28 protein-coding genes and 2 tRNA genes are annotated in these 21,482 nt (G+C 72.9%); 15 read left to right on the top strand and 15 right to left on the bottom strand.

Features of this window, described 5'->3' with window-relative positions; genetic code table 11:
• Positions 1–14 precede the first annotated feature (14 nt).
• The gene (locus tag NOCA_RS18495) at positions 15–434 is read left to right on the top strand and encodes a hypothetical protein (RefSeq protein WP_011756797.1); all 420 of its coding nucleotides are present in this window, start codon (positions 15–17) and stop codon (positions 432–434) included.
• Between the two features lie 84 nt (positions 435–518).
• On the opposite strand, the gene NOCA_RS18490 is transcribed toward NOCA_RS18495, so the two are convergent.
• Positions 519–1,136 carry a TetR/AcrR family transcriptional regulator gene (locus NOCA_RS18490; protein ID WP_041546662.1) on the bottom strand — a complete coding sequence of 206 codons (618 nt, stop codon included), beginning with the start codon at positions 1,134–1,136 and terminating at the stop codon, positions 519–521.
• 75 nt (positions 1,137–1,211) lie between these two features.
• Between NOCA_RS18490 and NOCA_RS18485 the strand changes: the two genes are divergently transcribed.
• From NOCA_RS18485 to NOCA_RS18470, 4 genes are read left to right on the top strand one after another with little or no spacing between them, the layout of a single operon-like run.
• Positions 1,212–1,763, top strand: a complete 552-nt coding sequence (locus NOCA_RS18485) for an NAD(P)H-dependent oxidoreductase (protein WP_011756795.1) — start codon at positions 1,212–1,214, stop codon at positions 1,761–1,763.
• 45 nt (positions 1,764–1,808) lie between these two features.
• Positions 1,809–3,221 carry an amidase gene (locus tag NOCA_RS18480; protein WP_011756794.1) on the top strand — a complete coding sequence of 471 codons (1,413 nt, stop codon included), beginning with the start codon at positions 1,809–1,811 and terminating at the stop codon, positions 3,219–3,221.
• Between the two features lie 4 nt (positions 3,222–3,225).
• The gene (locus NOCA_RS18475; protein ID WP_011756793.1) at positions 3,226–3,747 is read left to right on the top strand and encodes a GNAT family N-acetyltransferase; all 522 of its coding nucleotides are present in this window, start codon (positions 3,226–3,228) and stop codon (positions 3,745–3,747) included.
• A 15-nt stretch (positions 3,748–3,762) separates the two neighbouring features.
• Positions 3,763–4,419: an SDR family oxidoreductase gene (locus NOCA_RS18470; RefSeq protein WP_011756792.1), complete on the top strand. Its 657-nt coding sequence runs from the start codon at positions 3,763–3,765 to the stop codon at positions 4,417–4,419.
• Position 4,420: 1 nt separating this feature from the next.
• Here NOCA_RS18470 and NOCA_RS18465 read toward each other — a convergent pair whose 3' ends face one another.
• From NOCA_RS18465 to NOCA_RS18455, 3 genes are read right to left on the bottom strand one after another with little or no spacing between them, the layout of a single operon-like run.
• The gene (locus NOCA_RS18465; RefSeq protein WP_011756791.1) at positions 4,421–5,599 is read right to left on the bottom strand and encodes an NAD(P)/FAD-dependent oxidoreductase; all 1,179 of its coding nucleotides are present in this window, start codon (positions 5,597–5,599) and stop codon (positions 4,421–4,423) included.
• Positions 5,596–6,255, bottom strand: coding sequence for a GTP cyclohydrolase I FolE (gene folE / locus NOCA_RS18460; protein WP_011756790.1), 660 nt, complete (start codon positions 6,253–6,255; stop codon positions 5,596–5,598). The genes NOCA_RS18465 and folE overlap by 4 nt, the downstream gene beginning before the upstream one ends.
• Positions 6,252–6,692, bottom strand: coding sequence for a hypothetical protein (locus tag NOCA_RS18455; RefSeq protein ID WP_011756789.1), 441 nt, complete (start codon positions 6,690–6,692; stop codon positions 6,252–6,254). Before NOCA_RS18455 ends, folE begins: the two co-directional genes overlap by 4 nt.
• A 125-nt stretch (positions 6,693–6,817) precedes the next feature.
• Between NOCA_RS18455 and NOCA_RS18450 the strand changes: the two genes are divergently transcribed.
• Positions 6,818–7,504 carry a helix-turn-helix transcriptional regulator gene (locus NOCA_RS18450; protein ID WP_011756788.1) on the top strand — a complete coding sequence of 229 codons (687 nt, stop codon included), beginning with the start codon at positions 6,818–6,820 and terminating at the stop codon, positions 7,502–7,504.
• Between the two features lie 31 nt (positions 7,505–7,535).
• Here NOCA_RS18450 and NOCA_RS18445 read toward each other — a convergent pair whose 3' ends face one another.
• Genes NOCA_RS18445 through NOCA_RS18435 form a run of 3 tightly spaced genes read right to left on the bottom strand, consistent with a single transcriptional unit; the run spans position 7,536 to position 9,468 of the window.
• Positions 7,536–8,150, bottom strand: a complete 615-nt coding sequence (locus NOCA_RS18445; protein ID WP_011756787.1) for an energy-coupling factor transporter transmembrane component T family protein — start codon at positions 8,148–8,150, stop codon at positions 7,536–7,538.
• Complete coding sequence (locus NOCA_RS18440; protein ID WP_011756786.1) at positions 8,147–8,839, bottom strand: energy-coupling factor ABC transporter ATP-binding protein; 693 nt, start codon at positions 8,837–8,839, stop codon at positions 8,147–8,149. Before NOCA_RS18440 ends, NOCA_RS18445 begins: the two co-directional genes overlap by 4 nt.
• Positions 8,840–8,844: 5 nt before the next feature.
• Positions 8,845–9,468, bottom strand: coding sequence for a biotin transporter BioY (locus NOCA_RS18435; protein ID WP_011756785.1), 624 nt, complete (start codon positions 9,466–9,468; stop codon positions 8,845–8,847).
• 117 nt (positions 9,469–9,585) lie between these two features.
• On the opposite strand from NOCA_RS18435, the gene NOCA_RS18430 reads away from it, so the two are divergent.
• On the top strand, positions 9,586–10,143 hold the full coding sequence (locus NOCA_RS18430; protein ID WP_011756784.1) for a TetR/AcrR family transcriptional regulator C-terminal domain-containing protein: 558 nt from the start codon (positions 9,586–9,588) through the stop codon (positions 10,141–10,143).
• Between the two features lie 9 nt (positions 10,144–10,152).
• Here NOCA_RS18430 and NOCA_RS18425 read toward each other — a convergent pair whose 3' ends face one another.
• The 7 genes from NOCA_RS18425 to NOCA_RS27630 form a co-directional block, all read right to left on the bottom strand.
• Positions 10,153–10,734 (bottom strand): pentapeptide repeat-containing protein, encoded by a 582-nt coding sequence (locus tag NOCA_RS18425; RefSeq protein ID WP_011756783.1) that lies wholly within the window; start codon positions 10,732–10,734, stop codon positions 10,153–10,155.
• The gene (locus NOCA_RS18420; RefSeq protein ID WP_011756782.1) at positions 10,731–11,000 is read right to left on the bottom strand and encodes a DUF2087 domain-containing protein; all 270 of its coding nucleotides are present in this window, start codon (positions 10,998–11,000) and stop codon (positions 10,731–10,733) included. The genes NOCA_RS18425 and NOCA_RS18420 overlap by 4 nt, the downstream gene beginning before the upstream one ends.
• The gene (locus NOCA_RS18415) at positions 10,997–11,563 is read right to left on the bottom strand and encodes a M23 family metallopeptidase (protein WP_011756781.1); all 567 of its coding nucleotides are present in this window, start codon (positions 11,561–11,563) and stop codon (positions 10,997–10,999) included. Before NOCA_RS18415 ends, NOCA_RS18420 begins: the two co-directional genes overlap by 4 nt.
• 5 nt (positions 11,564–11,568) lie before the next feature.
• Entirely contained in the window at positions 11,569–12,090 is a 522-nt protein-coding gene (locus tag NOCA_RS18410) for a 2'-5' RNA ligase family protein (RefSeq protein WP_011756780.1), read from the bottom strand.
• 6 nt (positions 12,091–12,096) lie between these two features.
• A complete protein-coding gene (locus tag NOCA_RS18405; RefSeq protein ID WP_011756779.1) occupies positions 12,097–12,699 on the bottom strand; it encodes a dienelactone hydrolase family protein in 603 nt (200 codons plus the stop codon).
• 47 nt (positions 12,700–12,746) lie between these two features.
• Positions 12,747–13,031: an excalibur calcium-binding domain-containing protein gene (locus NOCA_RS18400; protein ID WP_011756778.1), complete on the bottom strand. Its 285-nt coding sequence runs from the start codon at positions 13,029–13,031 to the stop codon at positions 12,747–12,749.
• Positions 13,032–13,143: 112 nt separating this feature from the next.
• Complete coding sequence (locus NOCA_RS27630) at positions 13,144–13,305, bottom strand: DUF6767 domain-containing protein (protein ID WP_337998999.1); 162 nt, start codon at positions 13,303–13,305, stop codon at positions 13,144–13,146.
• Positions 13,306–13,426: 121 nt separating this feature from the next.
• Between NOCA_RS27630 and NOCA_RS18395 the strand changes: the two genes are divergently transcribed.
• The gene (locus NOCA_RS18395) at positions 13,427–13,894 is read left to right on the top strand and encodes a CoA-binding protein (protein WP_011756777.1); all 468 of its coding nucleotides are present in this window, start codon (positions 13,427–13,429) and stop codon (positions 13,892–13,894) included.
• Positions 13,895–13,898: 4 nt separating this feature from the next.
• Here the strand turns inward: NOCA_RS18395 and NOCA_RS18390 are convergent, their stop codons facing one another.
• Complete coding sequence (locus NOCA_RS18390) at positions 13,899–14,810, bottom strand: hypothetical protein (RefSeq protein ID WP_011756776.1); 912 nt, start codon at positions 14,808–14,810, stop codon at positions 13,899–13,901.
• Between the two features lie 33 nt (positions 14,811–14,843).
• Here NOCA_RS18390 and NOCA_RS18385 point away from each other — a divergent pair, with 33 nt between their 5' ends.
• The 7 genes from NOCA_RS18385 (at position 14,844) to NOCA_RS18355 (ending at position 21,482) form a co-directional block, all read left to right on the top strand.
• Entirely contained in the window at positions 14,844–15,446 is a 603-nt protein-coding gene (locus NOCA_RS18385) for an MOSC domain-containing protein (RefSeq protein WP_011756775.1), read from the top strand.
• Positions 15,447–15,509: 63 nt separating this feature from the next.
• Entirely contained in the window at positions 15,510–17,879 is a 2,370-nt protein-coding gene (locus NOCA_RS18380) for a penicillin acylase family protein (RefSeq protein ID WP_011756774.1), read from the top strand.
• Positions 17,880–17,909: 30 nt separating this feature from the next.
• Entirely contained in the window at positions 17,910–18,719 is an 810-nt protein-coding gene (locus NOCA_RS18375; protein WP_011756773.1) for a fumarylacetoacetate hydrolase family protein, read from the top strand.
• A 7-nt stretch (positions 18,720–18,726) separates the two neighbouring features.
• Positions 18,727–20,202 carry a glutamate--tRNA ligase gene (gene gltX / locus NOCA_RS18370; RefSeq protein ID WP_011756772.1) on the top strand — a complete coding sequence of 492 codons (1,476 nt, stop codon included), beginning with the start codon at positions 18,727–18,729 and terminating at the stop codon, positions 20,200–20,202.
• Positions 20,195–21,187, top strand: coding sequence for a CPBP family intramembrane glutamic endopeptidase (locus tag NOCA_RS18365; RefSeq protein ID WP_011756771.1), 993 nt, complete (start codon positions 20,195–20,197; stop codon positions 21,185–21,187). Before gltX ends, NOCA_RS18365 begins: the two co-directional genes overlap by 8 nt.
• 55 nt (positions 21,188–21,242) lie before the next feature.
• A tRNA-Gln gene (locus NOCA_RS18360) sits at positions 21,243–21,314 on the top strand.
• 92 nt (positions 21,315–21,406) lie between these two features.
• A tRNA-Glu gene (locus tag NOCA_RS18355) sits at positions 21,407–21,482 on the top strand.

Raw genomic sequence — 21,482 nt, 5'->3', positions numbered from 1 at the left:
TGGATGATGGGTGCATGCCGATCATCAGCCGGATCGGGCACCTCCATCCCGCGCAGTGGGCCTACGTGATGGTCGTGCTCGTGGTGGCGGGCGACGGGTTCCTCACCGACTCGACGGCGGTGATCCTGGTCGCCGCGCTCCTGGCGGTGCCGTCGAGCCTCGCCGCCGTCCCGGCCTACTACCTCGCGTACGGCCTGCTGGCTCAGGTGCCGGGTGCCAACCCGTCGAGCAGCAGCGGGTCGTCTTCGTGCACGACCGCAGGGGAGTGCACGACGTCGACGAGCGGCGACCTCGCCGACTGGTTCGCGGTCACCGCCGACGTGCTCGGCATCCTCGCGCTGACCGCCGCCGCGCTGCTGAACATGCTCCTCCTGCAGGCCCTGCTAACCGCCCGGCGGCAGCGACGCGACCGGACGGCCGGCGCTCGACCCTGATCACGCGGCGCCGCAGGACGTCATGCGGACAGTGTTGCCCCTTCCACCATCCGTATGACGTCCCGAGCCCCGATGCCGCAGGGGTCAGCCGGACGCGCCCTGCCCCACGATCCGCCGCGCCAGGTCGACCCAGCCCTCGTAGAGCCGGTCGACCGGGAAACCCTCGATCTCGACCTGCTGCTCGAGGATGGGCAGCTCCAGCGGCGCGAGCAGGGCGACGGCGAGCAGGGGCAGGTCGCCGGTGACCCCGAGCTCGTGCAGCAGGTAGCGCACGTGGGTGGCGGTGAACGAGTAAGCGCCGGCCGCGCGGATCGCCGCCCGCCCGGCCTCCCGGATCAGCTCGGCGTGGAGCAGGGTCGTCTCGAGGCGGGTCCGGCCGAAGGCCAGCAGCCGGTCCCACGGGTCCGCGCCCGGCCCGAGCGGCGGTGGGCCGGACATCACCTGCCCCTGCCACTCCGTCTCGGAGTGGTTGAGCACGGCGGCCATCAGGCCCTCGCGGGACTCGAACCGGCGGAACACGGTGCCCTTGCCGACGCCGGCCGCCGCGGCCACGGCGTCCATCGTCACCCGATCCGCACCGCACCGCGCGACCAGCCCCCGGGCGGCGACGAGCAGCGCCTCGCGGTTGCGCGCGGCGTCGCGGCGCTCGACGGGCGGCTCGCTGAGGAGGGGGAGGAGGCGCGGCTCGGACAGCTCGGACATGACCGGCACAGCCTAGGGACGACCGGATTCCGGCGCCCGGGAATAGAAAACGGACCGCAGTCCGTTTTGGCTCCCATGACCAACACCATCGCCGTGCTCGTCGGCAGCCTCCGCACCGACTCCGTCAACCGCAAGCTCGCCGAGATCCTCCGCGACCAGGCACCGCTGGGCGTCACCGTCGACATCGTCGAGGGTCTCGCAGACGTGCCGTTCTACAACGAGGACCTCGACAACCCCACCGACCTTCCCGCCGGCGCGGCCGCGCTGCGCGAGCGGATCGGCCGCGCGGACCGCGTGCTGGCCGTGACCCCCGAGTACAACGGCACCATGCCGGCCGTGCTCAACAACGCCATCGACTGGCTCTCCCGCCCCTACGGCGAGGGCGCGATGGTCGGCAAGCCGTTCGGCGTGGTCGGCACCACCCCGACGCCGTACGGCGGCAAGTGGGCGCACGCCGACGCGGCCCGGTCCGCGCGGATCGCCGGCGCCGTCGTCGTCGAGGACATCACGGTCTCCCAGTCCGCGGCCGAGGTCGACGTGCTCACCGACCCCGACGTGCTGGCCCGCCTGCACGGCGCGGTCCGCGCGCTGGCCGAGTACGACGTCGCCGCGGGCGCCGCGGCCTGACCCGCGGCCCGATCCTCGTGCGCTCCGAGGCGCTAGCGTCGGGTCGTGGCCGAACTCCATGACCTGACCGGGCTCGAGCAGGGCGACCTGGTGCGCCGGGGCGAGGTCTCGCCCCTCGAGCTCACCGATCACTACCTCGAACGCGCCGACCGTCTCGACACGGTCGGCGCGTTCGTCACGCTCACCCCCGACCGGGCCCGCGACCGCGCGAGCGCGCTGACCGAGGAGGCGTTCTTGTCCGGGCCCGGCGAGTCGCCGCTGTTCGGCGTACCGACCGCGATCAAGGACCTGAACCTGACCGCGGGGGTGCGTACCACGTTCGGCTCGGCGGCCTTCGCGGACTTCGTCCCCGACGTCTCCGACGGCGTCACGATCTCGATCGAGGCCGCGGGGATGGTCAGCCTCGGGAAGACCAACACCCCCGAGTTCGGCTCGCCCTGCTACACCGAGCCGGACGTCGCCCCGCCCGCGGTCACGCCCTGGGACCGGACCCGGACCGCCGGCGGCTCCTCGGGCGGCGCAGCCGCGGCGGTCGCCGCGGGGCTGGTGCCGGTGGCGCAGGGGTCCGACGGCGGCGGCTCGATCCGGATCCCGGCCTCGTGCTGCGGCCTGGTCGGGCTGAAGCCGAGCCGCGGCCGGATCAGCGGCTACCCCATGTACGGCGACCCGGTGGGTCTGGCGACCGCCGGGCCGATCGCCCGGACCGTCCGCGACGCGGCCGCGCTGCTCGACGTGCTCGCGGGCCGTCGCGCCGGGGATCCGTCCTGGGCGCCGGCCCCCACCGAGTCCTTCCTCGCCTCCTGCGACCGCGACCCGGGCCGGCTGCGGATCGCCCGGTTCATCGAGCCCGTCATCGCCGAGGTCGCCGTGGACCCCGACTGCGTGCAGGCATGGGAGGACGCCTCCCGGCTGCTGGAGTCGCTGGGCCACGAGGTCGTCGACGTGCCGGCCCCGCTGCCTCCCGAGGCGGTCCCGGTCTTCGAGGTCTGCTGGGCGGTGCTGACCGCGCTCTCGGTGGTTCCGCCCGAGCGTGAGCACCTGCTGCGGCCGCTGACCCGTTGGCTCGCGGCGGCCGGCCGGGAGGTGAACGGGCCGGAGTTCGGCCTGGCGATCGGCGCGATGCGCCGCCACGCTGCAGACGCGCTGACCGCGCTCGCGCCGTACGACGCCGTCCTCACCCCGACCCTGGCCGCCCCGCCGGTGCCGGTGGGGGCGATGCGCGACGACGGCGACCCGGCGGCGGACTTCTCGGCGCAGAAGGAGTTCACGCCGTGGACCTCCGCCTGGAACGTCACCGGCATGCCGGCGATCTCGCTGCCCCTGCACTGGACCGCCGGCGGCCTGCCGGTCGGGGTGATGCTGGCCGCGCGCCCGGCCGAGGAGGAGCTGCTGCTCGCCCTGTCGGCCCAGGTGGAGGCGGCCGCACCGTGGTCGGACCGGCGGCCGCCGGGATGGTGACGGCGTGATCGTCCGCTGCGGCACCGACGAGCTGTCGGCGGTCGAGCTGGTCGAGACGCGGGCGCTGCTGGACGCCGCCTTCACCGACTTCAGCGATCACGACTGGTCCCACGCCCTCGGCGGTGTGCATGCCCTGGCTGTCGAGGAGGGCCGCGTGCTCGCCCACGGGTCGGTGGTGCCGAGGCGCCTGCTCCAGGGCGGGCACCCGCTGCACTGCGGGTACGTCGAGGCCGTCGCCGTCCGCCCCGACGTGCAACGCCGGGGACTCGGGTCGGCGGTGATGACGGCGCTGGAGGACCTGGCGCCGGCGTACGACCTGCTCGCGCTGAGTGCTTCGGCACGTGGTGTCCCGCTCTACCGCGCTCGCGGCTGGTCGCTGTGGCGCGGTCCCTCCTCCGTCCTGACCCTCGACGGGCCGGTGCCCACGCCGGACGACGACGGGTCGATCTACGTCCTACCCGGGGCGAGCGGCGTCGACCTGGACGGCCCGATCACGTGCGACTGGCGCGACGGCGACGTGTGGTGAGCCTAGGGTGAGCCCATGAGCAGACCGGTGATCGTGGTGGTGGGTGCAGGCCCGGGCGTGAGTGGGTCGGTGGCGCGCGCGTTCGCCCGGGACGGGTACGACGCCGGCCTCCTCGGCATCGACGAGGAGCAGCTGCAGCGGCTCGCCGACGAGCTCGAGGAGCTCGGCGCCACCGTCGGCCACGCGGTCGTCGACATCACCGACGCCGAGGCCGCCGGCGCCGCGATCCGGCGGATCGGCGAGCACACGGGGCGGATCGACGTGCTGCACTTCAACCCCAGCGCGTTCCGGGAGAAGGACCCGCTGGAGCTGACCGTCCCCGAGCTGCTCGAGGACGTCACGCTCGGGGTCGGCGCGCTCCTGGTCGCGGTCCAGGCGGCCCGACCGTTCCTGTCCGCCGGCGGCCGCGTCACCGCCACCGGCAGCATGGCCGCCGACAAGCCGTGGCACCGGGCCGCCTCGCTCGGCGTGCAGAAGGCCGGCCTGCGCAACCTCGTGCACAGCCTCGACGCCACCCTGGCACCCGACGGCATCCGCGCGGTCTCGGTCACGGTGCGCGGCACGCTGGCGAAGGAGGGCCCGTTCACGCCCGACCGGGTCGCCGAGGCGATCCTCGCCGCCGCCCGCCAGGACGAGGACGGGTGGCGCTCCGAGATCCCCTACTCCGGGTGACCTACGAGATCTCGGCCAGGCTCTTCCCGATGGCCGGGCGCAGCGAGTCGCTGGCGTCCCAGTCGTTGGCCTGCATCGCCGCGACGACCTTGCCGCCCGCGACCCAGAAGGCCTTGAAGACCCGCTTCGCGAGGTCGCCCTGGATCACCACCTCGTCGTAGCCCTCCGGGCCGACGTCGCCGACGTACTCCATGCCGAGGTCGTACTGGTCGGTGAAGAAGTACGGCAGGTCGGTCGCCACCGCATCCTCGTCGCCGGCCATGGCGCGCCCGGCGACCCGCCCCTGGCGGATGGCGTTGTCCCAGTGCTCGACCCGGATCGACCGTCCCAGCACGGGGTGGTGGGCCCGGGCCGCGTCGCCCGCGGCGTAGATGTCCGGGCGTGAGGCGCGCATCCGCTCGTCGACCAGGATGCCGTTGTCGACCGCCAGACCGGCCGCCTCCGCGAGGGCGACGTCGGGGCTGGCGCCGATGCCGATGACGAGCAGGTCGGCATCGACGTCGGGGGAGCCCTCCACGGTGAGCCGCGCCGTGCGCCCGTCGCCGTCGAAGCCGGTGACCTTGGCGCCCAGGCGCAGGTCCACGCCGTGCTCGCGGTGCAGGTCGGCGAACATCGCGCCCATCTCGGGGCCGAGCACCCGCAGCAGCGGCTGGTCGAGCGCCTCGAGCACGGTGACGTCCGCCCCGGCGGTGCGGGCCGCCGCGGCGACCTCGAGACCGAGGAAGCCGCCACCGAGGATCGCGATCCGGTGGCCGGGGGACAGCACCGAGCGGAGCCGGTCGCTGTCCTCGCGGGTGCGCAGGTAGGCGACCGGCGCGCCGCTCTCGTCCGCGACGGCCAGGTGGCGCGGGGAGGCGCCGGTGGCGATCAGCAGTCGGTCGAAGGACTCGGTCGCCCCACCGGCGGTGACCGTGTGGCCGTCGGCGTCGATCCGCTCGACCCGGGAGCCGGTGCGCACCTCGACGTCGTTCTCGGCATACCAGGACGCCGGGTGGACGAGCATGCTGTCGGCCTCGGCGTCCCCGGCGAGGTAACCCTTGGACAGCGGCGGACGCTCGTAGGGCAGGTGCGGCTCCGCGGCGTGGAGCACGACGTCGCCGTCGTACCCCGCGTCGCGAAGAGCCGCGGCGGCGGTCCCAGCGGCAAGACCGCCGCCGACGATGACGATTCGTCCACTCACGGCCGGGCCCCCTGCTCGCGGGCCAGCGACAGGAACTCGGCGCGGGCGGCGTGGTCCCGCAGGGTCCCGCGCAGCGCGGAGGTGACCGTGCGGGTGCCCTGGGCGCGCACGCCGCGCAGGCTCATGCAGGTGTGCTCGGCCTCGATGACGACGCCGACGCCACGCGGCTGGAGGTGCGTGGTCAGGTGATCGGCGACCTCGGTGGTCAGCCGCTCCTGGGTCTGCGGACGGCGGGCGACGAGCTCGACGAGTCGAGCGAACTTCGAGAGTCCCAGGATCCGCTCGTCGGGCAGGTAGCCGACGTGGGCGACACCCACGAAGGGCAGCATGTGGTGTTCGCACACCGAGCGCACGGGGATGTTGGCCACCAGCACCAATTCATCGTAGCCCTCGGTGTTGGGGAAGGTCGTCAGGTCGACGTCGGGGCCGGTGAGCAGCTCGTGGTACGCCGCCACCAGCCGGCGCGGGGTCTCGACCATCTCGTCGGTCTCGATGTCCAGGCCGAGGGCGCGCAGCAGGTCGCTGGCGGCACTCTCGGCCGCGACCAGGTCGACCTCGGCCGCGGGCTGCGAGACCCGCGGCCGCCAGCGGGCCCGGGCCTCGCTGGCGGCGTGGCTCAACGGCTGGTTCAACGGCTGGGTCACCAGCTGGCTCACCAGAGTCCGCCCTTGCGGGCGTGGGTGGCGGCGAGCTGGGCCAGCGCCAGGGCCGCGACGAACAGGCCGAAGTCACGCAGCGCGATGTCGTAGTAGTCCTGCATCGACACCAGGTCGACGATGATGCCGGCCAGCCACAGCGCGACGACGTACCCGCCGAGGCGGGGGGCGAGCGCCACGAGGACGCCGGCGACGACCTCGATGACGCCGACCATCAGCATCGCGTCGTGCGCCGAACCGGGCACGATGTCGTTGATCCAGGGGGCGAGGTAGTCGTCCCAGTCGGTCAGCCAGCCGAGGAACTTGTCGAGGCCGAACGCGATGGGGGCGATGGTGAACACGGTGCGCAGCAGCAGGTAGGCGCGGTGGGCACCGGGGTCGAGGGCAGTTGTGGTCACGTCGCTCGTGCGCGTGCCGGTATCGGGTGTGTGGGTCATCGCCATGCTCCGTTCTAAAGGACTGTAAATGCGACGTTAGAGAGGGTATGTTCTTTTGTCAATGGATTGATCCGCTAGAGATAGGATCAATCCGCCGCGACGCAGAGCGAGTGAGGAGGAGGCCGGTGAACGAGGACTTCGTGACCGCCGTCAGCGGGGTCGGAGCACTGATGGAGCCGGCCCGCCGCGCCCTCTACCTGTACGCCGCGGCCCAGGCCGAGCCGATCAGCCGCGAGCAGGCCGCCGCGGCCTGCGAGCTGCCGCTGCACTCGGCGAAGTTCCACCTCGACCGGCTCGTCGACGAGGGCCTCCTCGAGGTCGAGTACCGACGGCTCTCCGGTCGGTCGGGCCCGGGCGCCGGTCGTCCCTCGAAGCTCTACCGTCGGGCGGACCGCGAGGTGTCCGTCTCGCTGCCGGAGCGGCACTACGACCTGGCCGGCGACGTGCTCGCCACCGCGATCGACGAGGCGGCCCGCGCGGGCTCCTCGGTCCAGGACTCGGTCCTGGCCGTGGCCGAGGCCCGCGGCCAGGTGATGGCCGCCGCCAGCGAGGTGAGCGCCGGCGACGACCTGGAGCGGACGGCGGCGGTGCTGGCCGAGCACGGCTACGAGCCGCACCAGGACGGCGACACCCTCAGCCTGTCCAACTGTCCCTTCGACCGGCTCGCCCGCGACCACGTCGAGCTGGTGTGCGGCATGAACCTCGGCCTGGTCAACGGCGTCATCGAGGGGCTGGGCTGTCAGTCCCTGGACGCGGTGCTCGACCCCGAGGAGGGGTTGTGCTGCGTGAAGGTGCGCAGCCGCGAGTCCTAGCGCTGCCAGCCGTGATGTCCAGCCGGGGGCGTCAGTCGTCCCCGACGCCCCGGGCGTGCAGTGCGTCACCGGTCTCGTGGGCGCGCGCGACCACCCGGATCACGAACGGCGTGAGGTAGGCGCGCGGGTGGCGGCCCAGTCCGCGGGCCCGGGCGGCATCCCGGGTCTCCAGCGCCAGGGCGACCGTGCCGGGCAGTGCCTGGATGGCCAGGCCGATGGTGAGCGCGACCCGGTCCGGGTCGACGCCGACCCGGCGCAGCGGCGAGATCCAGCGGACCAGGGCGTCGAGGATCGCGTTGACCGGCGTCGTGGCTGAGACGGCGATCGCCGCCAGGGCCAGCGAGATCAGGTCGAGGAGGGTCTCCACCGCCTTCGCGGGCCCGCTGACCCACCACTGCAGTGCGGCCGCGATGACCGCGACGATCAGCACCGCCCGGGTGGTCCGGGCCAGCATTCGCAGGCCGACCCGGCCCAGGACCGCCAGGGCCAGCGCGACCGCCAGGAGGACGACCGCGGCCCGCGCGTCGCGCACCAGCACGATCGTCAGCGACAGCACGGCCAGGCCGCCGATCTTGGCCCCGACCGGGAGTCGGTGCAGCACGCTGGTGCCGGGCTGGTAGACGCCGACGAGCAGCGGGTTGCTCACGCCGTCACGCTCGCCAGGTAGTGGTCGACCGCGGCGTCGGCGGGCCCGTCGTACCGCACCGCGGCGTCGGCCACCACCAGCACCCGGTCGCAGCGGCGGGCCAGGTCGAGGTCGTGGGTGACCAGCACCAGCTGCTGGTCCAGGCCGAACAGCAGGTCCGCGACCCGGCGGGTGTTGGCCAGGTCGAGCAGCGTGGTGGGCTCGTCGGCGACCAGCACCGCCGGCTCGACCGCGAGCACCCCGGCGAGCGCGAGCAGCTGCTTCTGGCCGCCGGAGAGCGCGTGCACGCTCACGTCCGCGTGCTCCGCGAGGCCGTGGCGCCCGAGCACCTCGAGCGCGCGGTCGTGCCGGGCCCGGGCGTCCTTGACCGTGCGCCGCAGCGACAGCTCGACGTCCTCGACGCAGGTCGGCATCACCAGCTGGGCCGCCGGGTCGGTGAAGCAGAAGCCGACCCGGCGCCGGACCTCGCGGCCCTGACCGGCGACGTCGTATCCGTCGACGCGCACCCGGCCGGTCGAGGGGACGACCAGGCCGTTGATCATCCGGGCCAGGGTGGACTTGCCCGACCCGTTCGCGCCGATGATCCCGATCCGCTGCTCGACGAGCTCCACCGACGTCGGCTCGAGGACCACCCGCTCCCCGTCGGGTGCCTCGATCGTGAGGCCGGCGGCGTCGAACTGGATCGGCACGGACGTCAGCGCCGCCGCAGCAGCTGGGGGAACGCGCGGTGCACCTCGGCGGCCACCAGCGCGACGACCAGGATCTTGATGGTGTCCCCGAGCCAGAACGGCGCGTCGTAGGTGAAGGCGGTGGGCCAGGAGATGTCGAAGAACAGCTTCATGCCCACCACGCCGGCGACGTGGTTGAGCACCATGCCGGGGACCGCGCACAGGAAGACCGCGAGGGCGCTGGTGCGGTAGCTGCGGGCGGCGTACTGGACCAGGAGGCCGGTGAGCAGGGCGGCCACCGGGAACGACCAGAGGTAGCCGGCGCTCGCGCTGCTGAAGGTGCCGAGACCCGAGCTGTGCTCGGAGAACACCGGCAGGCCGGCGGCGCCGAGGGCGAGGTAGAGCGCGACGGAGAGGAAGCCGCGCCACGGGCCGAGGAGGGCGCCGGCGAGCATCACCCCGAAGGTCTGGAGGGTGATCGCGACCTGGCCGCCGCCGACCGGGATGCCGCCGATGTAGGCGCAGGCGGAGATCAGCGCGGCGAACGCCGCGATCAGGGCGATATCGGTCGTCGTGGAGCGGTGGCGCCGGGCCGGGGCGTCGGCGGCGGAGCTGTCGGTCGTGCTGTCGGCGGTCTCGGCCATCGTCATGCTCTGATCCTTCGGTCACGTACCTGAACGGTGGTCAGGTGAACGGTGTTCAGGTTAGGGTTCGTGACAGGGGCGGTCAACGGGTGTTCGCCTCCAGGAGACCAGGAGAGGTGTGACATGCGCTACCACCGCGCGGACGTCGTCGACCGGGCGGTCGGGGTCCTGGACGCCTACGGGCTCGCGGACCTGACCATGCGGCGGCTCGGCGCGGAGCTCGGCGTGCAGCCGAGCGCGCTCTACCACCACTTCGCGAACAAGCAGACCCTGCTGGCCGCGGTCGCCGACGAGGTGCTGGCGCGCGGGCCGAGCGGGCCCCGGCCGGACGCATGGGACGACCGGGTCGCCGCGGTCTGCGGCGAGCTGCGCGACGCGATGCTGGCCTACCGCGACGGCGCCGAGCTGGTGGCCACGGCGTACTCCTTCGGGCTGGGCGCGGCGGCGCCGTACGACGAGCTGGTCGTGGCCCTTCGCGAGGGTGGGCTGGACCCGGTGCTGGTGCCGACGGCCGCGCGCACGCTGCTGCACTTCGTCTTCGGCCACGCGACCGACGAGCAGACCCACCTGCAGGCCGGGTCCGCGGGCGCCATCGACGACCAGCCGCGCGAGACCTCCGACTTCGCGCTCGGGCTCGGGCTCGTGCTGGACGGGATCAGGTTGCGCCAGCGCGTGGGCTGACCGGCCGGGCTACGGCTCGACGAGCGCGCCGTGCTGCTCGGCGAGCTGGACGGCGCCGGCGAGGTCCAGCCTGGTGCCGCGCAGGGTGGCGACCCTGAGGTCGACGCCGGCGAGATCGGCGCCGCGCAGGTCCGCCTCGGTCAGGACCGTCTCGCGCAGGGTCGCCCCGGCGAGCCGGGCGCCGCGCAGCGAGCTGGCGGTGAGGTCGCACATCGACAGGTCCGCCTCGCGCAGGTCGAGGTCGTCGAGCACCAGGCCGGAGAGGTTGGTGCCCCGCATCGAGACGCCGAGCCACTGGCCGCCGCGCACGGACAGCGGCCGCAGCACGCATTGGGCGAACGTCGAGCCCGTGAGCTTGCACCCGTCGAGCATCGCGTCGAAGAAGCTGGTGCGGCGGAAGTCGCAGCCCACGAAGGCGGTCGCGATGTGGGTGGAGGAGTTGAAGCGGCAGTTGTGGAAGGTGCAGCTCTCGAAGGTCGCGCCCTTGGTGGTGCACTCGGTCAGGTCGACGTCGGTGAATGTGGCGCCGGCGTAGGAGACCGCGCCGAGGTCCTCGGCGTACCAGTCCAGGTCGCGGAGGTCCTCGCTCATACCTCGACCGTCCCGCCGCTGCGCCAGTACACGGCGTCCTCGCGGGTGAGGAAGCCGTTCTCGACGAGGTACCGGCGCAGCGCGGCGTGGTCTGGGTGGAACTCCTGCAGCACCGCGTTGACCTCCGCCTCGGGGTAGCGCTCGCCGGGCTCGAAGCGCTGGGCGAGGTGGTCGAGCACGACCAGCAGCTTGGCGTGCTTGGCGGGGATGGTGTGCAGCCTGCCGTCGTCGGTCAGGAAGGCGCGCAGCACCCGCTCCTCGCTCACGACTTCTCCCTGGGGGTCAGCGCGAGCAGCCGGCGCGGCTTGACCGCCGTCGAGAGGCCGCCCTGGACCGCGCGCTTCTCGAAGTGGAGGTGGCATCCGTCGGGTGCACCGCGGTCGTTGGCGCGGGCGAACATGGTGCCCCTCTTGACCATGTCGCCGGGTCGCACGTAGACCCTGCGGGTGTGGCCGATGACCAGGTCGAAGCCCTTCTTGCGGTTGCGCAGCAGCACCGGGTTGTCGCCGTACGCCGACCCCAGCGAGTCGTGCGGGAGCACCCGGAGCCGGAACCGGGCGTAGAGCGGCGTCCCGCAGGGCATCGCGACGTCGATGCCGTGGTGGAACCCGCGGTCGTCGCGGCAGCGCGGGTCGGGGGAGTAGTACGGGGCGCGGGTGCAGCCGAACGGGATCATGATCCGGTGCGCGCCCTGGAACCACGGGGAGGTGTAGTAGGTCTTGTCCTTGGTGTAGAAGACCCAGCGATCGTCCCGGGCGTCGGCCGCCGTGGTCAGCGTGGCGACCAGGGCCAGGGCGAGGAGGGGTGCGGCGAGGCGTCCGAGGCGCATGCGGCTCACGCTAGCCGCCACGACTGCAGGACGCCGGTCGCGTGCGGCTGGTACCACGCGAGATCGAGCCGGGTCGCCCGGCACCGAGCCGGCAGCACCCCGTCGAGCAGGGCGAGCGTGGAGGCCTCGGTGACGTCGGGGGAGAGCAGGTCGAGGGTGAGGTGCGGCGCGACGTCGGCGTAGCGGCCGGCGTACGGCGGGTGCTCGGGGAACTCGGCCGCCAGCCGGGCGGTCAGCTTGCGGAACGGCTCGTCGGGCTCGGGCACCAGGTGGATGATGCCGTCGGCGAAGCGCCCGACCCGCTCGAGCACGAAGTCGAAGGCCGGCGTCTCGGCCGCGATCGCCGCGACCCGCCGGTCGACGTCGGAGGTCAGCTCGGCCACGAACGGACCGAGCGCGGTCACGTGGGCGTGCACGTGGGCGGTGTCCGCGGAGAGGTAGGACGGGTCGTAGTGCTCGGTCCGTGCGCGGACGAAGTACTCCAGCTGCGGGACCGGGACCTGCAGCACCGAGTGGCCGGGGTGCATCGCCCCTCAGCCGAGCCGGTCGAGGAAGGCGCGGGTCCGCTCGAGCAGCAGCGCCGCCGCGTCCGCGTCGTACGACGGCAGGGAGCGGTCGGCGAACAGGTGTCGGTCACCGGGGTAGACGAACAGCTCGCCGACGCCCTCGCCCGCGCCCCGGTTGGCGGTCGCGACCAGCTCGCGAGCGGCGTCGAGGTCGCCCTCGAGCGCGAAGAAGTCGTCGGCGTCCATGCCGTGCACCTGGACCGGCAGCCGGTCCGGCCACGGCCCGAACGCCCACTCGCCCGTGATCGGGTAGCACGCCTCGTAGAGGAGCGCCCCGCGCGCCCCCGGCCGGGTCTGCGCCAGCCGCTGGGCCGCGCCGACCCCGAAGGAGAACCCGGCGTACACGAGACTCGCCGGGAGGTCCGCGACCGCTCGGTCCGCACGCTCGTCGAGGACGTCGCCGCCGATGTCGCCCCGCAGCGCCATGCCGTCCTCGATCGACGTCGTGACCTGGCCCTCGAAGAGGTCGGGTGTGTGCACGGTGTGCCCGCCGGCGCGGAGGTCGTCGGCGAAGGCCCGCACCCCGTCGGTCAGACCCTGGACGTGGTGGAACAGCACGATCTCTGCCATGCCGACACCGTAGGGCGAGCTACGGACAACGGCCGCGCGAGCGCGGCTCAGGCCTCGCAGGCGGTGCCGTCCTTGTCGCGGTCGAGGCGGGAGCTGTTGGTCGCGTAGACGGCGCGCGCCTGCTTCCCGTACGCCGGGCGGCCGTACCCGTCGCGCACCTGCTTCGCGGCAGCGCCCGCGCTCTTCGCCACGCCGTGCCGGTAGTCACGGTGCAGCGAGTCGCAGTTGGCGTAGTACTTGCCCGCGGCCTCGGCTGGTCCGGCGATCCCGACCACGAGCGGAGCCGCCACCAGGGCGGCGGTGACGAACGCGACCTGAACCTGCTTGAACATGACCGAACCCCCGGACCTCGACTGGCGTGTGTCAGGTCAGGGTAGGAGCGGGCGGCCGTTCCAGGAGCCGTTTCGGCGAACCCGGATCCCCACATGACAGGTGGGCCCGGGGTCAGCCGGCGGCAGCCTCGCGACGGATCTCGGCGAGCCGCTCGCGCAGCTCGGGGTCGCCCATCACCAGCCACACCAGGCCGCAGTCCTCCGGCCCGTGCGCGCCGGGGTGGCACAGGGTGCACGCGTCGCCGGGGCGGATCGGACACTTCGGTACGGGCATTCCCACGCCCTCGACGCTAGGTCGGGGCCTCGGGAGGACCCAGGGTCGAAGGTCATCGTGGCGGGCCCTTTGGCCCTGGCCGGTCGGCCCGGCGGCGACGAGCATCGGTCTCGTGGTCACCATGAAGGAAGCCGCAACCGAGTTCCTCGCCCACAACCGGATCGCCGTCACGGGCGTGTCCCACGCGCCGAAGGGCCACGGCGCGAACATGGTCTACCAGCGGCTGCGGGAGCGCGGGTACGACGTCGTCGCGATCAACCCGAACGCCGACCGCGTCGAGGGCGACGCCTGCTTCCCGGACCTGAGGTCCGTGCCCGGCGGGGTCGAGGCGGTCGTGATCGGCACCCGTCCGTCGACGGCCGAGGAGACGATGCACGAGTGCGTCGACCTCGGCATCACGCACGTCTGGATGCACCGCGGCCCGGGCGCCGGGAGCGTCTCGGACGCCGCGACGGCGTACGGGCGCGAGCACGGGGTCACCGTGATCCCCGGCGGCTGCCCGTGCATGTTCGGCCCGACCGCCGACGGCGGGCACAAGGCGATGCGCTGGATGTTCAGCCTCACCGGCAACGTGCCTCGGAAGGTCTGAGCGATCACTCGGCCGCGAGCAGCCGCTCGCACTCGGCGACCAGCCGCGCGCGCAGCGGGGCGGCCCGCTCGGCGAAGCCGCGCTGCGCCTCGGCGTACTCCGCCTTGCCGGCGGCCGTCTCGATCCGCACCGGCTCGAAGGCGCGCTCGTCGAGCCCCGTCAGGTCGTACGGCGCGGCCCGCATGTCGAGCCCCCGGATGTCCCACGCCAGCTCGAAGCAGTCGGCGACCAGGTCGGAGCTGATCATCGGGGTGAGCCGGAAGGCGTGCTTGTAGAGGTCCATGCCCGCGTGCAGGCAGCCGGGCTGCTCGTACGCCGGGCGGTCGGCCGACGTGGGTCGCAGCGTGTTGAGCGGCGTGGCTGCGGGGGTGAAGAACCGGTAGGCGTCGAAGTGCGAGCAGGCGATCCGGTGCGATTCCACGACCGCGTCGGTGCCGGCCGCGCCGAGGCGCAGGGGCCAGGCGGCGTGCCGGGTCTCGTCCTCGGAGAGCCGGTAGACCATCGCCCACTCGTGCAGGCCGAAGCAGCCGAAGTTCGCCGGCCGCGCCTCGGTCGCACGCAGCAGGCGCCGCAGCGCCTCCAGCAACGGCCGCTGGGAGGCCACGTGCTGCTCGGTCACCGCGGCGGCGTCGGGTCGTGTGCCTGAGGACGCGCCATGGCGCGTGCTCGGGCACACGACCCGGGCGTAGCCCCTGAGGCCCGCATGCTCGGGCGCGTCCTCGAGGGCGACTCCGAAGCCGGGGTGCCACCGGAGCAGCTGTGCCGGCCGGAAGCCGTAGTAGGTGAAGAGGAAGTCGTGGACCGGATGCTTGGTGCCCCGTCGTCTGCGCTCGAGGTGCGGCTCGACGTAGGGGAGGAGCCGCTCGCGGTGGGCCGTCGCCCTCGCTTCCCACTCCCCGCGCTCCAGCCACTGCACGCCACGAGGCTATGACGCGCGTAGCATCCCAGCGTGGTCGGATCGGTCGTCGTCGCCGTCGCCCGCGACGAGACCCATCGGTTCAGCAAGATCCCGCAGGAGTCGATCACCCTCGTCGAGGGCATGGGCGTCGCCGGGGACGCCCACGCGGGCACGCTCGTGCAGCACCGCTCCCGGGTCCGGCGCGACCCGAACCAGCCGAACCTGCGCCAGGTGCACCTGATCCACCAGGAGCTCCTCGAGGAGGCCCGGGCCGCCGGCCATGACGTGGGCGCCGGTGGGCTCGGCGAGAACATCCTCACCGGCGGTCTCGACCTGCTGCGCCTGCCCACCGGGACCCGCCTGCACATCGGCGACGCGGTCCTGCGCGTGACCGGCCTGCGCAACCCGTGCCGCCAGATCGACGACCTCTCCGCCGGGCTGCTCAAGGTCGTCGTCGCCCGGATCGACGGCCGCGCGTCGAGCTCGGACGTGGCGCTCGGCGCGACCGGAGGGGCCGAGTCGGTCGACGGCGTCGGGATCGTGCGCAAGGCCGGGGTCATGGCCGTCGTCGAGCGTGGCGGTCAGATCCGCGCCGGTCTGCCGATCGTCGTCGAGCTCCCGGACGGAGATCACGAGCCCCTGGTGCCGGTGTAGACCCGGTCGAGACCGGTGTGGCGATCCGCTGCCGGCGCCGCGCGCGGGAGCTAGGTTTCGGCCGTGCAGCCGAAGACCACTCGCGCCGGGGCCGCCCTGGCCACCCTGCTCCTGCTCGCACCGCTCTCCGCGGCCGCGACCTCCGCCGAGGCCGCCCCCGTCGCGGCCACACGGGCGGCGAAGGCGCCGGCGTACGACGTGACGATCCGGATCACCGAGCACGGCATCCCGCACATCCGGTCGAACACCCTGCCGGGCATGGCGTACGGCGCCGGCTGGATCACCACGGCCGAGGCGACGTGCAACCTGATGGACACGCTGCTCACCGCGCGCGGGCAGCGCTCCCTCTACGAGGGCCCGGACGCCACCTACAAGGACAACGTCGGCGGCTCGGCCACGAACCTCGAGTGGGACACGCTGGTCACCGACCTGCGCGACCGCGAGGTCGTGGAGCAGCTCCTCGCCGACCCGGTCGCCGGCCCCAGTGGTCGGGCGAAGGCGATGGTGGCCGCCGAGACCGCCGGCATCAACGCCTGGCTGGCCGAGCACGAGATCACCGACCCGGCCTGTGCGGACGAGGCGTGGATCGCGCCCGACGTCACGACCACCGACGTCTGGTACGCCTTCTACCTCGCGCAGCTGATCTCCTCCACGACCCGCCTGCTCCCGCAGATCGCCGACGCGGCGCCGCCGGCCGCCGGCGTGAAGCCCACCGCGAGGCCGACGCGGGCGGAGCTGCGTGAGGCGCTCGAGCCCGACGCCGAGTTCGGGTCGAACGCCACCGCGGTCGGCGGCGAGGACACCTCCACCCGCCGCGGGATGATCCTCGGCAACCCGCACTTCCCCTGGCTCGGCCGGTACCGCTTCACCCAGATGCACCTGACCGTCCCGGGCAAGCTGGACGTCGCCGGCGGCGCGCTGACCGGCTTCCCGGCGATCAACATCGGCTTCAACAAGGACGTGGCGTGGAGCCACACCGTGTCGACCGGCTTCCGGTTCACGCCGTACCAGTACACGACCGCCGACACCCCCACCAGCTACCGGACCGCCGACGGCGGCACCGCCGAGCTCGAGCGGCGCGACGTCGACGTGCAGGTCCGGACCGACGCCGGGGTCGAGACCGTGACCCGCACCCTCTGGCGGACGCCGCAGGGCTACGTCCTCAACGCACCGAGCCTGTTCATGGGCTGGACCAAGGGCAGCTTCTGGGCGTTCCGCGACGCGAACGCCGAGCACCTGCGCACCTTCGACACCTTCCTGGCGATGAACATGGCGAGCTCGGTGCGCAACCTGCTGCGCCGCCAGGACCGGGGCGGCGGCATGCCGTGGGTCAACACGGTCGCCGCCGACCGCGCCGGCGACGTCCTGTACGCCGACCACGCGGTCACCCCGCACGTCACCGACGCCCTCGCGCGCCGGTGCATGACCCCGGCCGGCCGGCTGATCTTCAGCGTCGCCGGGCTCCCCGGGCTCGACGGCACCCGGGCCAGCACGGGCTGTGCGTGGGGCACCGACGAGGATGCCCAGCGCCCCGGCATCCTCGGCCCCTCGCACCTGCCCGAGGTCGTCCGCCGCGACTGGGTGATGAACGCCAACGACTCCTACTGGCTGCCCAACGACGAGGTGCGGCTGACCGGCTACCCGCGGATCATCGGCTGCGAGGACTGTGAGCGGACCATGCGCACGAAGGTCGTGATGGCCTACGTGCGCGACCGGTTGGAGGTCGGGAAGGAGACGCCGCGCACGCTGGCGGCGCACGAGCACGCCAACCGGGTGTACGCCGCCGAGGTGGCCCGGGTCGGCGGTCGGCTCGACCGGGTCTGCGACGCCACCGGCCTGGTCGCCGCCTGCCGGCTGCTGCACGACTGGGACGGCCGCTCGGACGCGACCTCCTCGGCCGGCGCCGCGATCTTCCAGGAGTTCGTCCGGCTCGCGGACCAGCGCGACGTCGGCCTCTGGGAGGTGCCGTTCTCGCCCGCCCACCCGCTGACGACGCCGCGCACGCTGTCGACCGCGCAGCCCGTCGTCGACGCGCTGGCCGCGGCGATCGCGCTGGTCACCGACCGCGACGCCGGCCTGACCAAGACGTACGGCGAGCTCCATCGCTCGGGCGACCGGGGCTCCGCCGGCTGGCCGCTCGGCGGCGGCCTCGGCGACCTGTCCGGCGACGCGAACGCGGTCAGCAGCACGCTCGGCGACCCGGTCCTCGACCCGGTCACCCGCGGCTCGTCGTACCTCCAGGCGGTCGCCTTCCGGGGCCGGACCGGCGTCGACGCGCGCACGATCCTCACCTACAGCCAGTACGAGGACCCGACGTCCCGCTGGTCGGACGACCAGACCGAGATGTTCTCGAACGAGCAGTGGGTGCGCTTCCCGTGGACCGCCGCGCAGATCCGCGACCAGCTCGTGGAGGTCGTGCACCTGGCGCCCTGAGCCCGCGCGCCCGCTCGGTAGGCTCCCCTAGTGCGCATCGCAAGGTTCACCACGGGCGAAGACCCGTTGTACGGCGTGGTCACGGGCGAGCTCGACGAGTTCGGGCAGCCGGACCCCGACAGCGTCGTCGTGGCCCTGGCCGGCGACCCGCTCTACGTCGGCGTCAAGCTGCTCGACCAGGAGCACCGGCTCGAGGACGTGCGACTGCTCGCGCCGGTGCTGCCGCGCAGCAAGGTCGTCGGGATCGGCCGCAACTACGCGGCGCACGCGGCGGAGCTGGGCAACGACCTACCCACCGAGCCGCTGATGTTCCTCAAGCCGAACACCAGCGTGATCGGCCCGGGCGACCCGATCTTCTACCCGCCGCAGACGCAGAACCTGCACTACGAGGGCGAGCTCGCCGTCGTGATCGGCCGGATCTGCCGCGACGTACCTCCCGAGCAGGCCACCGACGTGATCCACGGCTACACGATCGGCAACGACGTGACCGCGCGGGACCTGCAGCGCAGCGACGTGCAGTTCACCCGGGCCAAGGGCTTCGACTCGTTCTGCCCGCTGGGGCCGTGGATCGAGACCGACCTCGACCCGCACGACTTCGCGGAGGGCCGCAGCGTCCAGACGCACCTGAACGGCGACCTGGTCCAGGACGGCTCGACCAAGGACCTGATCTTCGACATCCCGACCCTGATCGCGTACGTGTCCAGCGTGATGACGCTGCTCCCCGGTGACGTCATCCTCACCGGCACCCCCGAGGGCGTCGGCCCCATGGACGTCGGCGACGAGGTCGAGGTCTCGATCGCCGGACTCGGCACTCTCACGAACCCCGTCAAGGCAAGGTGACCCAGCGGTGAACAACCAGCCGAAGACCGTTCGCGTCCGGATGGCGCCCAGCCCGACCGGGAGCCCGCACGTCGGCCTGGTCCGCACCGCGCTCTTCAACTGGGCGTTCGCGCGGCACCACCACGGCACCTTCGTGTTCCGCATCGAGGACACCGACCGGGAGCGCAGCACCCAGGAGTCCTACGACGCGATCATCGACCTGATGCGCTGGCTCGGCCTGGACTGGGACGAGGGCCCGGAGGTCGGCGGGCCGCACGCGCCGTACTTCCAGAGCGAGCGCGGCGACATCTACCGCGACGCGCTGGCCCGCCTCGCGGAGTCGTCGTACACCTACGACTGCTTCTGCACGAACGAGGAGGTGGACGCGCGCCGCAAGGCCTCCGGCTCGAAGGTGATGGGGTACGACGGCTTCTGCCGCGACCTGTCCACCGAGCAGCGCGCCGCGTTCGAGGCCGAGGGCCGGCGACCGGTCGTCCGGTTCCGGATGCCCGACGGGTCGATCACCTGGCACGACCTGGTGCGCGGCGACGTCACGTTCGAGACCCGGTTCGTGCCCGACTACGCGCTGTGCCGCGCCAACGGCGATCCGCTCTACACCCTGGTCAACCCCGTCGACGACGCGTACATGGAGATCACCCACGTGCTGCGTGGCGAGGACCTGCTCTCCAGCACGCCGCGCCAGATCGCGCTGTACGCCGCGCTCGAGGAGCTCGGCATCGCGAAGGCGACGCCGGAGTTCGGCCACCTGCCCTACGTCATGGGCGAGGGCAACAAGAAGCTGTCCAAGCGGGACCCGGAGGCGCACGCGCTGGCCTACCGCGACCAGGGCTTCCTGCCGGAGGGCCTGCTCAACTACCTGGCCCTGCTGGGCTGGGCGATCGCCGCCGACCGTGACGTCTTCTCGATGGAGGAGATGGTCGCGGCGTTCGACATCGCCGACGTGAACCCCAACCCCGCACGCTTCGACATGAAGAAGGCCGAGGCGATCAACGCCGCGCACATGCGGCTGCTCTCCCTCGACGTCATGACCGAGCGGGTGCTCCCGTTCCTCAAGGGCGCCGGCGTGCTGTCCGACCCGGTCAACCCCGCGGACACCCAGCTGCTCGAGCTGGCCATGCCGCTGGTGGCCGAGCGGATCAACAAGCTCACCGAGTCCGTGGACATGCTCGGCTTCCTGTTCGTCGACGAGGAGTCGTTCACGCGGGACGAGGCCGACGCGGAGAAGCTGCTCAACGACGACGGGCGGGCCGTCGTACGCCGCGCCCTCGACGCGCTCGAGCGAGTCGGGGAGTGGTCGACGGGCGCCATCCAGGACGCGCTGCAGGCCGAGCTCGTCGAGGCGATGGGGGTCAAGCCGCGCAACGCGTTCGGTCCGGTCCGGGTCGCCGTGACCGGGCGCCGGGTCTCGCCGCCGCTGTTCGAGTCGATGGAGCTGCTCGGCCGCGACCGATCGCTGGCCCGGCTGCGGAGCGCTCTTGGCTGAGCACGGGGCGCAGCCGGCGGTCGAGCCGGCTCCGGTTCGGGCCCCGCTGCCGTACCACCTCGTCCACCGGGGCGGCCGCCGCGGCTCGTGGCGCCCGGTCGTCGGGGTCCTCGGCCTGGGGCTCGCGTTCCTCGTCGTGATCCCGGTGATCGTCCAGCTGCCGTTCGCCCTCGGCCTCGCGCTCGCCGGCCGCGACGTGGTCGACGGCGTCGACCGGCTGCTCGACCTCGACGACCCGACGCCGCTCGGGCTCGCCTACCTCAACGTGGTGCTCGCCTGCGCGATCCCGGTGGCGTGGCTGCTGACCCGGGCGCTGCACGGCCTGCGCCCGGGTTGGCTCGCGTCCGTGCGCCCCCGGCTGCGCTGGGGCTGGTTCCTCGCGTGCTTCGGGCTGTCGGTCGCCGCGCTGCTCGCGACGCTCGTCGTGTCCGCGGTCGTGCCGTCGCAGGGTGAGGGCACCGAGATCAGCGGCCAGCTCAACGACTTCACCTCGACGACGCGGGACTTCCTGATCGTCGTGGTGCTGCTCACCCCGCTCCAGGCCGCGGGGGAGGAGTACGCGTTCCGCGGCTACCTCACCCAGGCCTTCGGCGGGCTGTTCGGCCGCGCGTGGGCCGCCGTACTCTTCCCGGCGCTGCTGTTCGCGCTCGCCCACGGCGCCCAGAGCGCGCCGGTCTTCTTCGACCGGTTCGCCTTCGGGCTGGTGGCCGGACTGCTCGTCGTGCTCACCGGCGGTCTCGAGGCCGGCATCGCGATGCACGTCCTCAACAACTGGCTCGCGTTCGGCCTGGCGCTCGCGTTCGGTGACATGGCGTCCACGCTGAACCCGACCGGCGACAGTTGGTGGTCGATCCCGGTGACCCTCACCCAGTCGCTGGTCTACCTGGCGCTCGTGATGCTCCTCGCCCGCCGGCTCGGCCTGCGCAGCACCACCGAAACCCCTGCAGGGCCAGGCGAATTGGTCGCTCCGAGAGGTCGCGTGTAATGTTCTCCACCGTGCCCGACCGCCTCGGCGGAAGGGCATAAAACAAGTAAGTCAGTGGGATATGGTGTAATTGGCAGCACGACTGGTTCTGGTCCAGTTAGTCTAGGTTCGAGTCCTAGTATCCCAGCGAGGTCGCGGTCCCGAAGGTTCGCCGGCGGGCCGCGATTTTGTGCGAACACCCCGCTCCGATAAGGTTCTCGGGTTGCTCGCAGAGCACCAGCCCCCGTTGTGTAGCGGCCTAGCACGCCGCCCTCTCAAGGCGGTAGCGCCGGTTCGAATCCGGTCGGGGGTACCA

Origin of the sequence: Nocardioides sp. JS614 (genome assembly GCF_000015265.1) — a bacterium.
Lineage (GTDB): Bacteria > Actinomycetota > Actinomycetes > Propionibacteriales > Nocardioidaceae > Nocardioides.
This window is presented reverse-complemented; position numbering and strand designations above follow the sequence as displayed.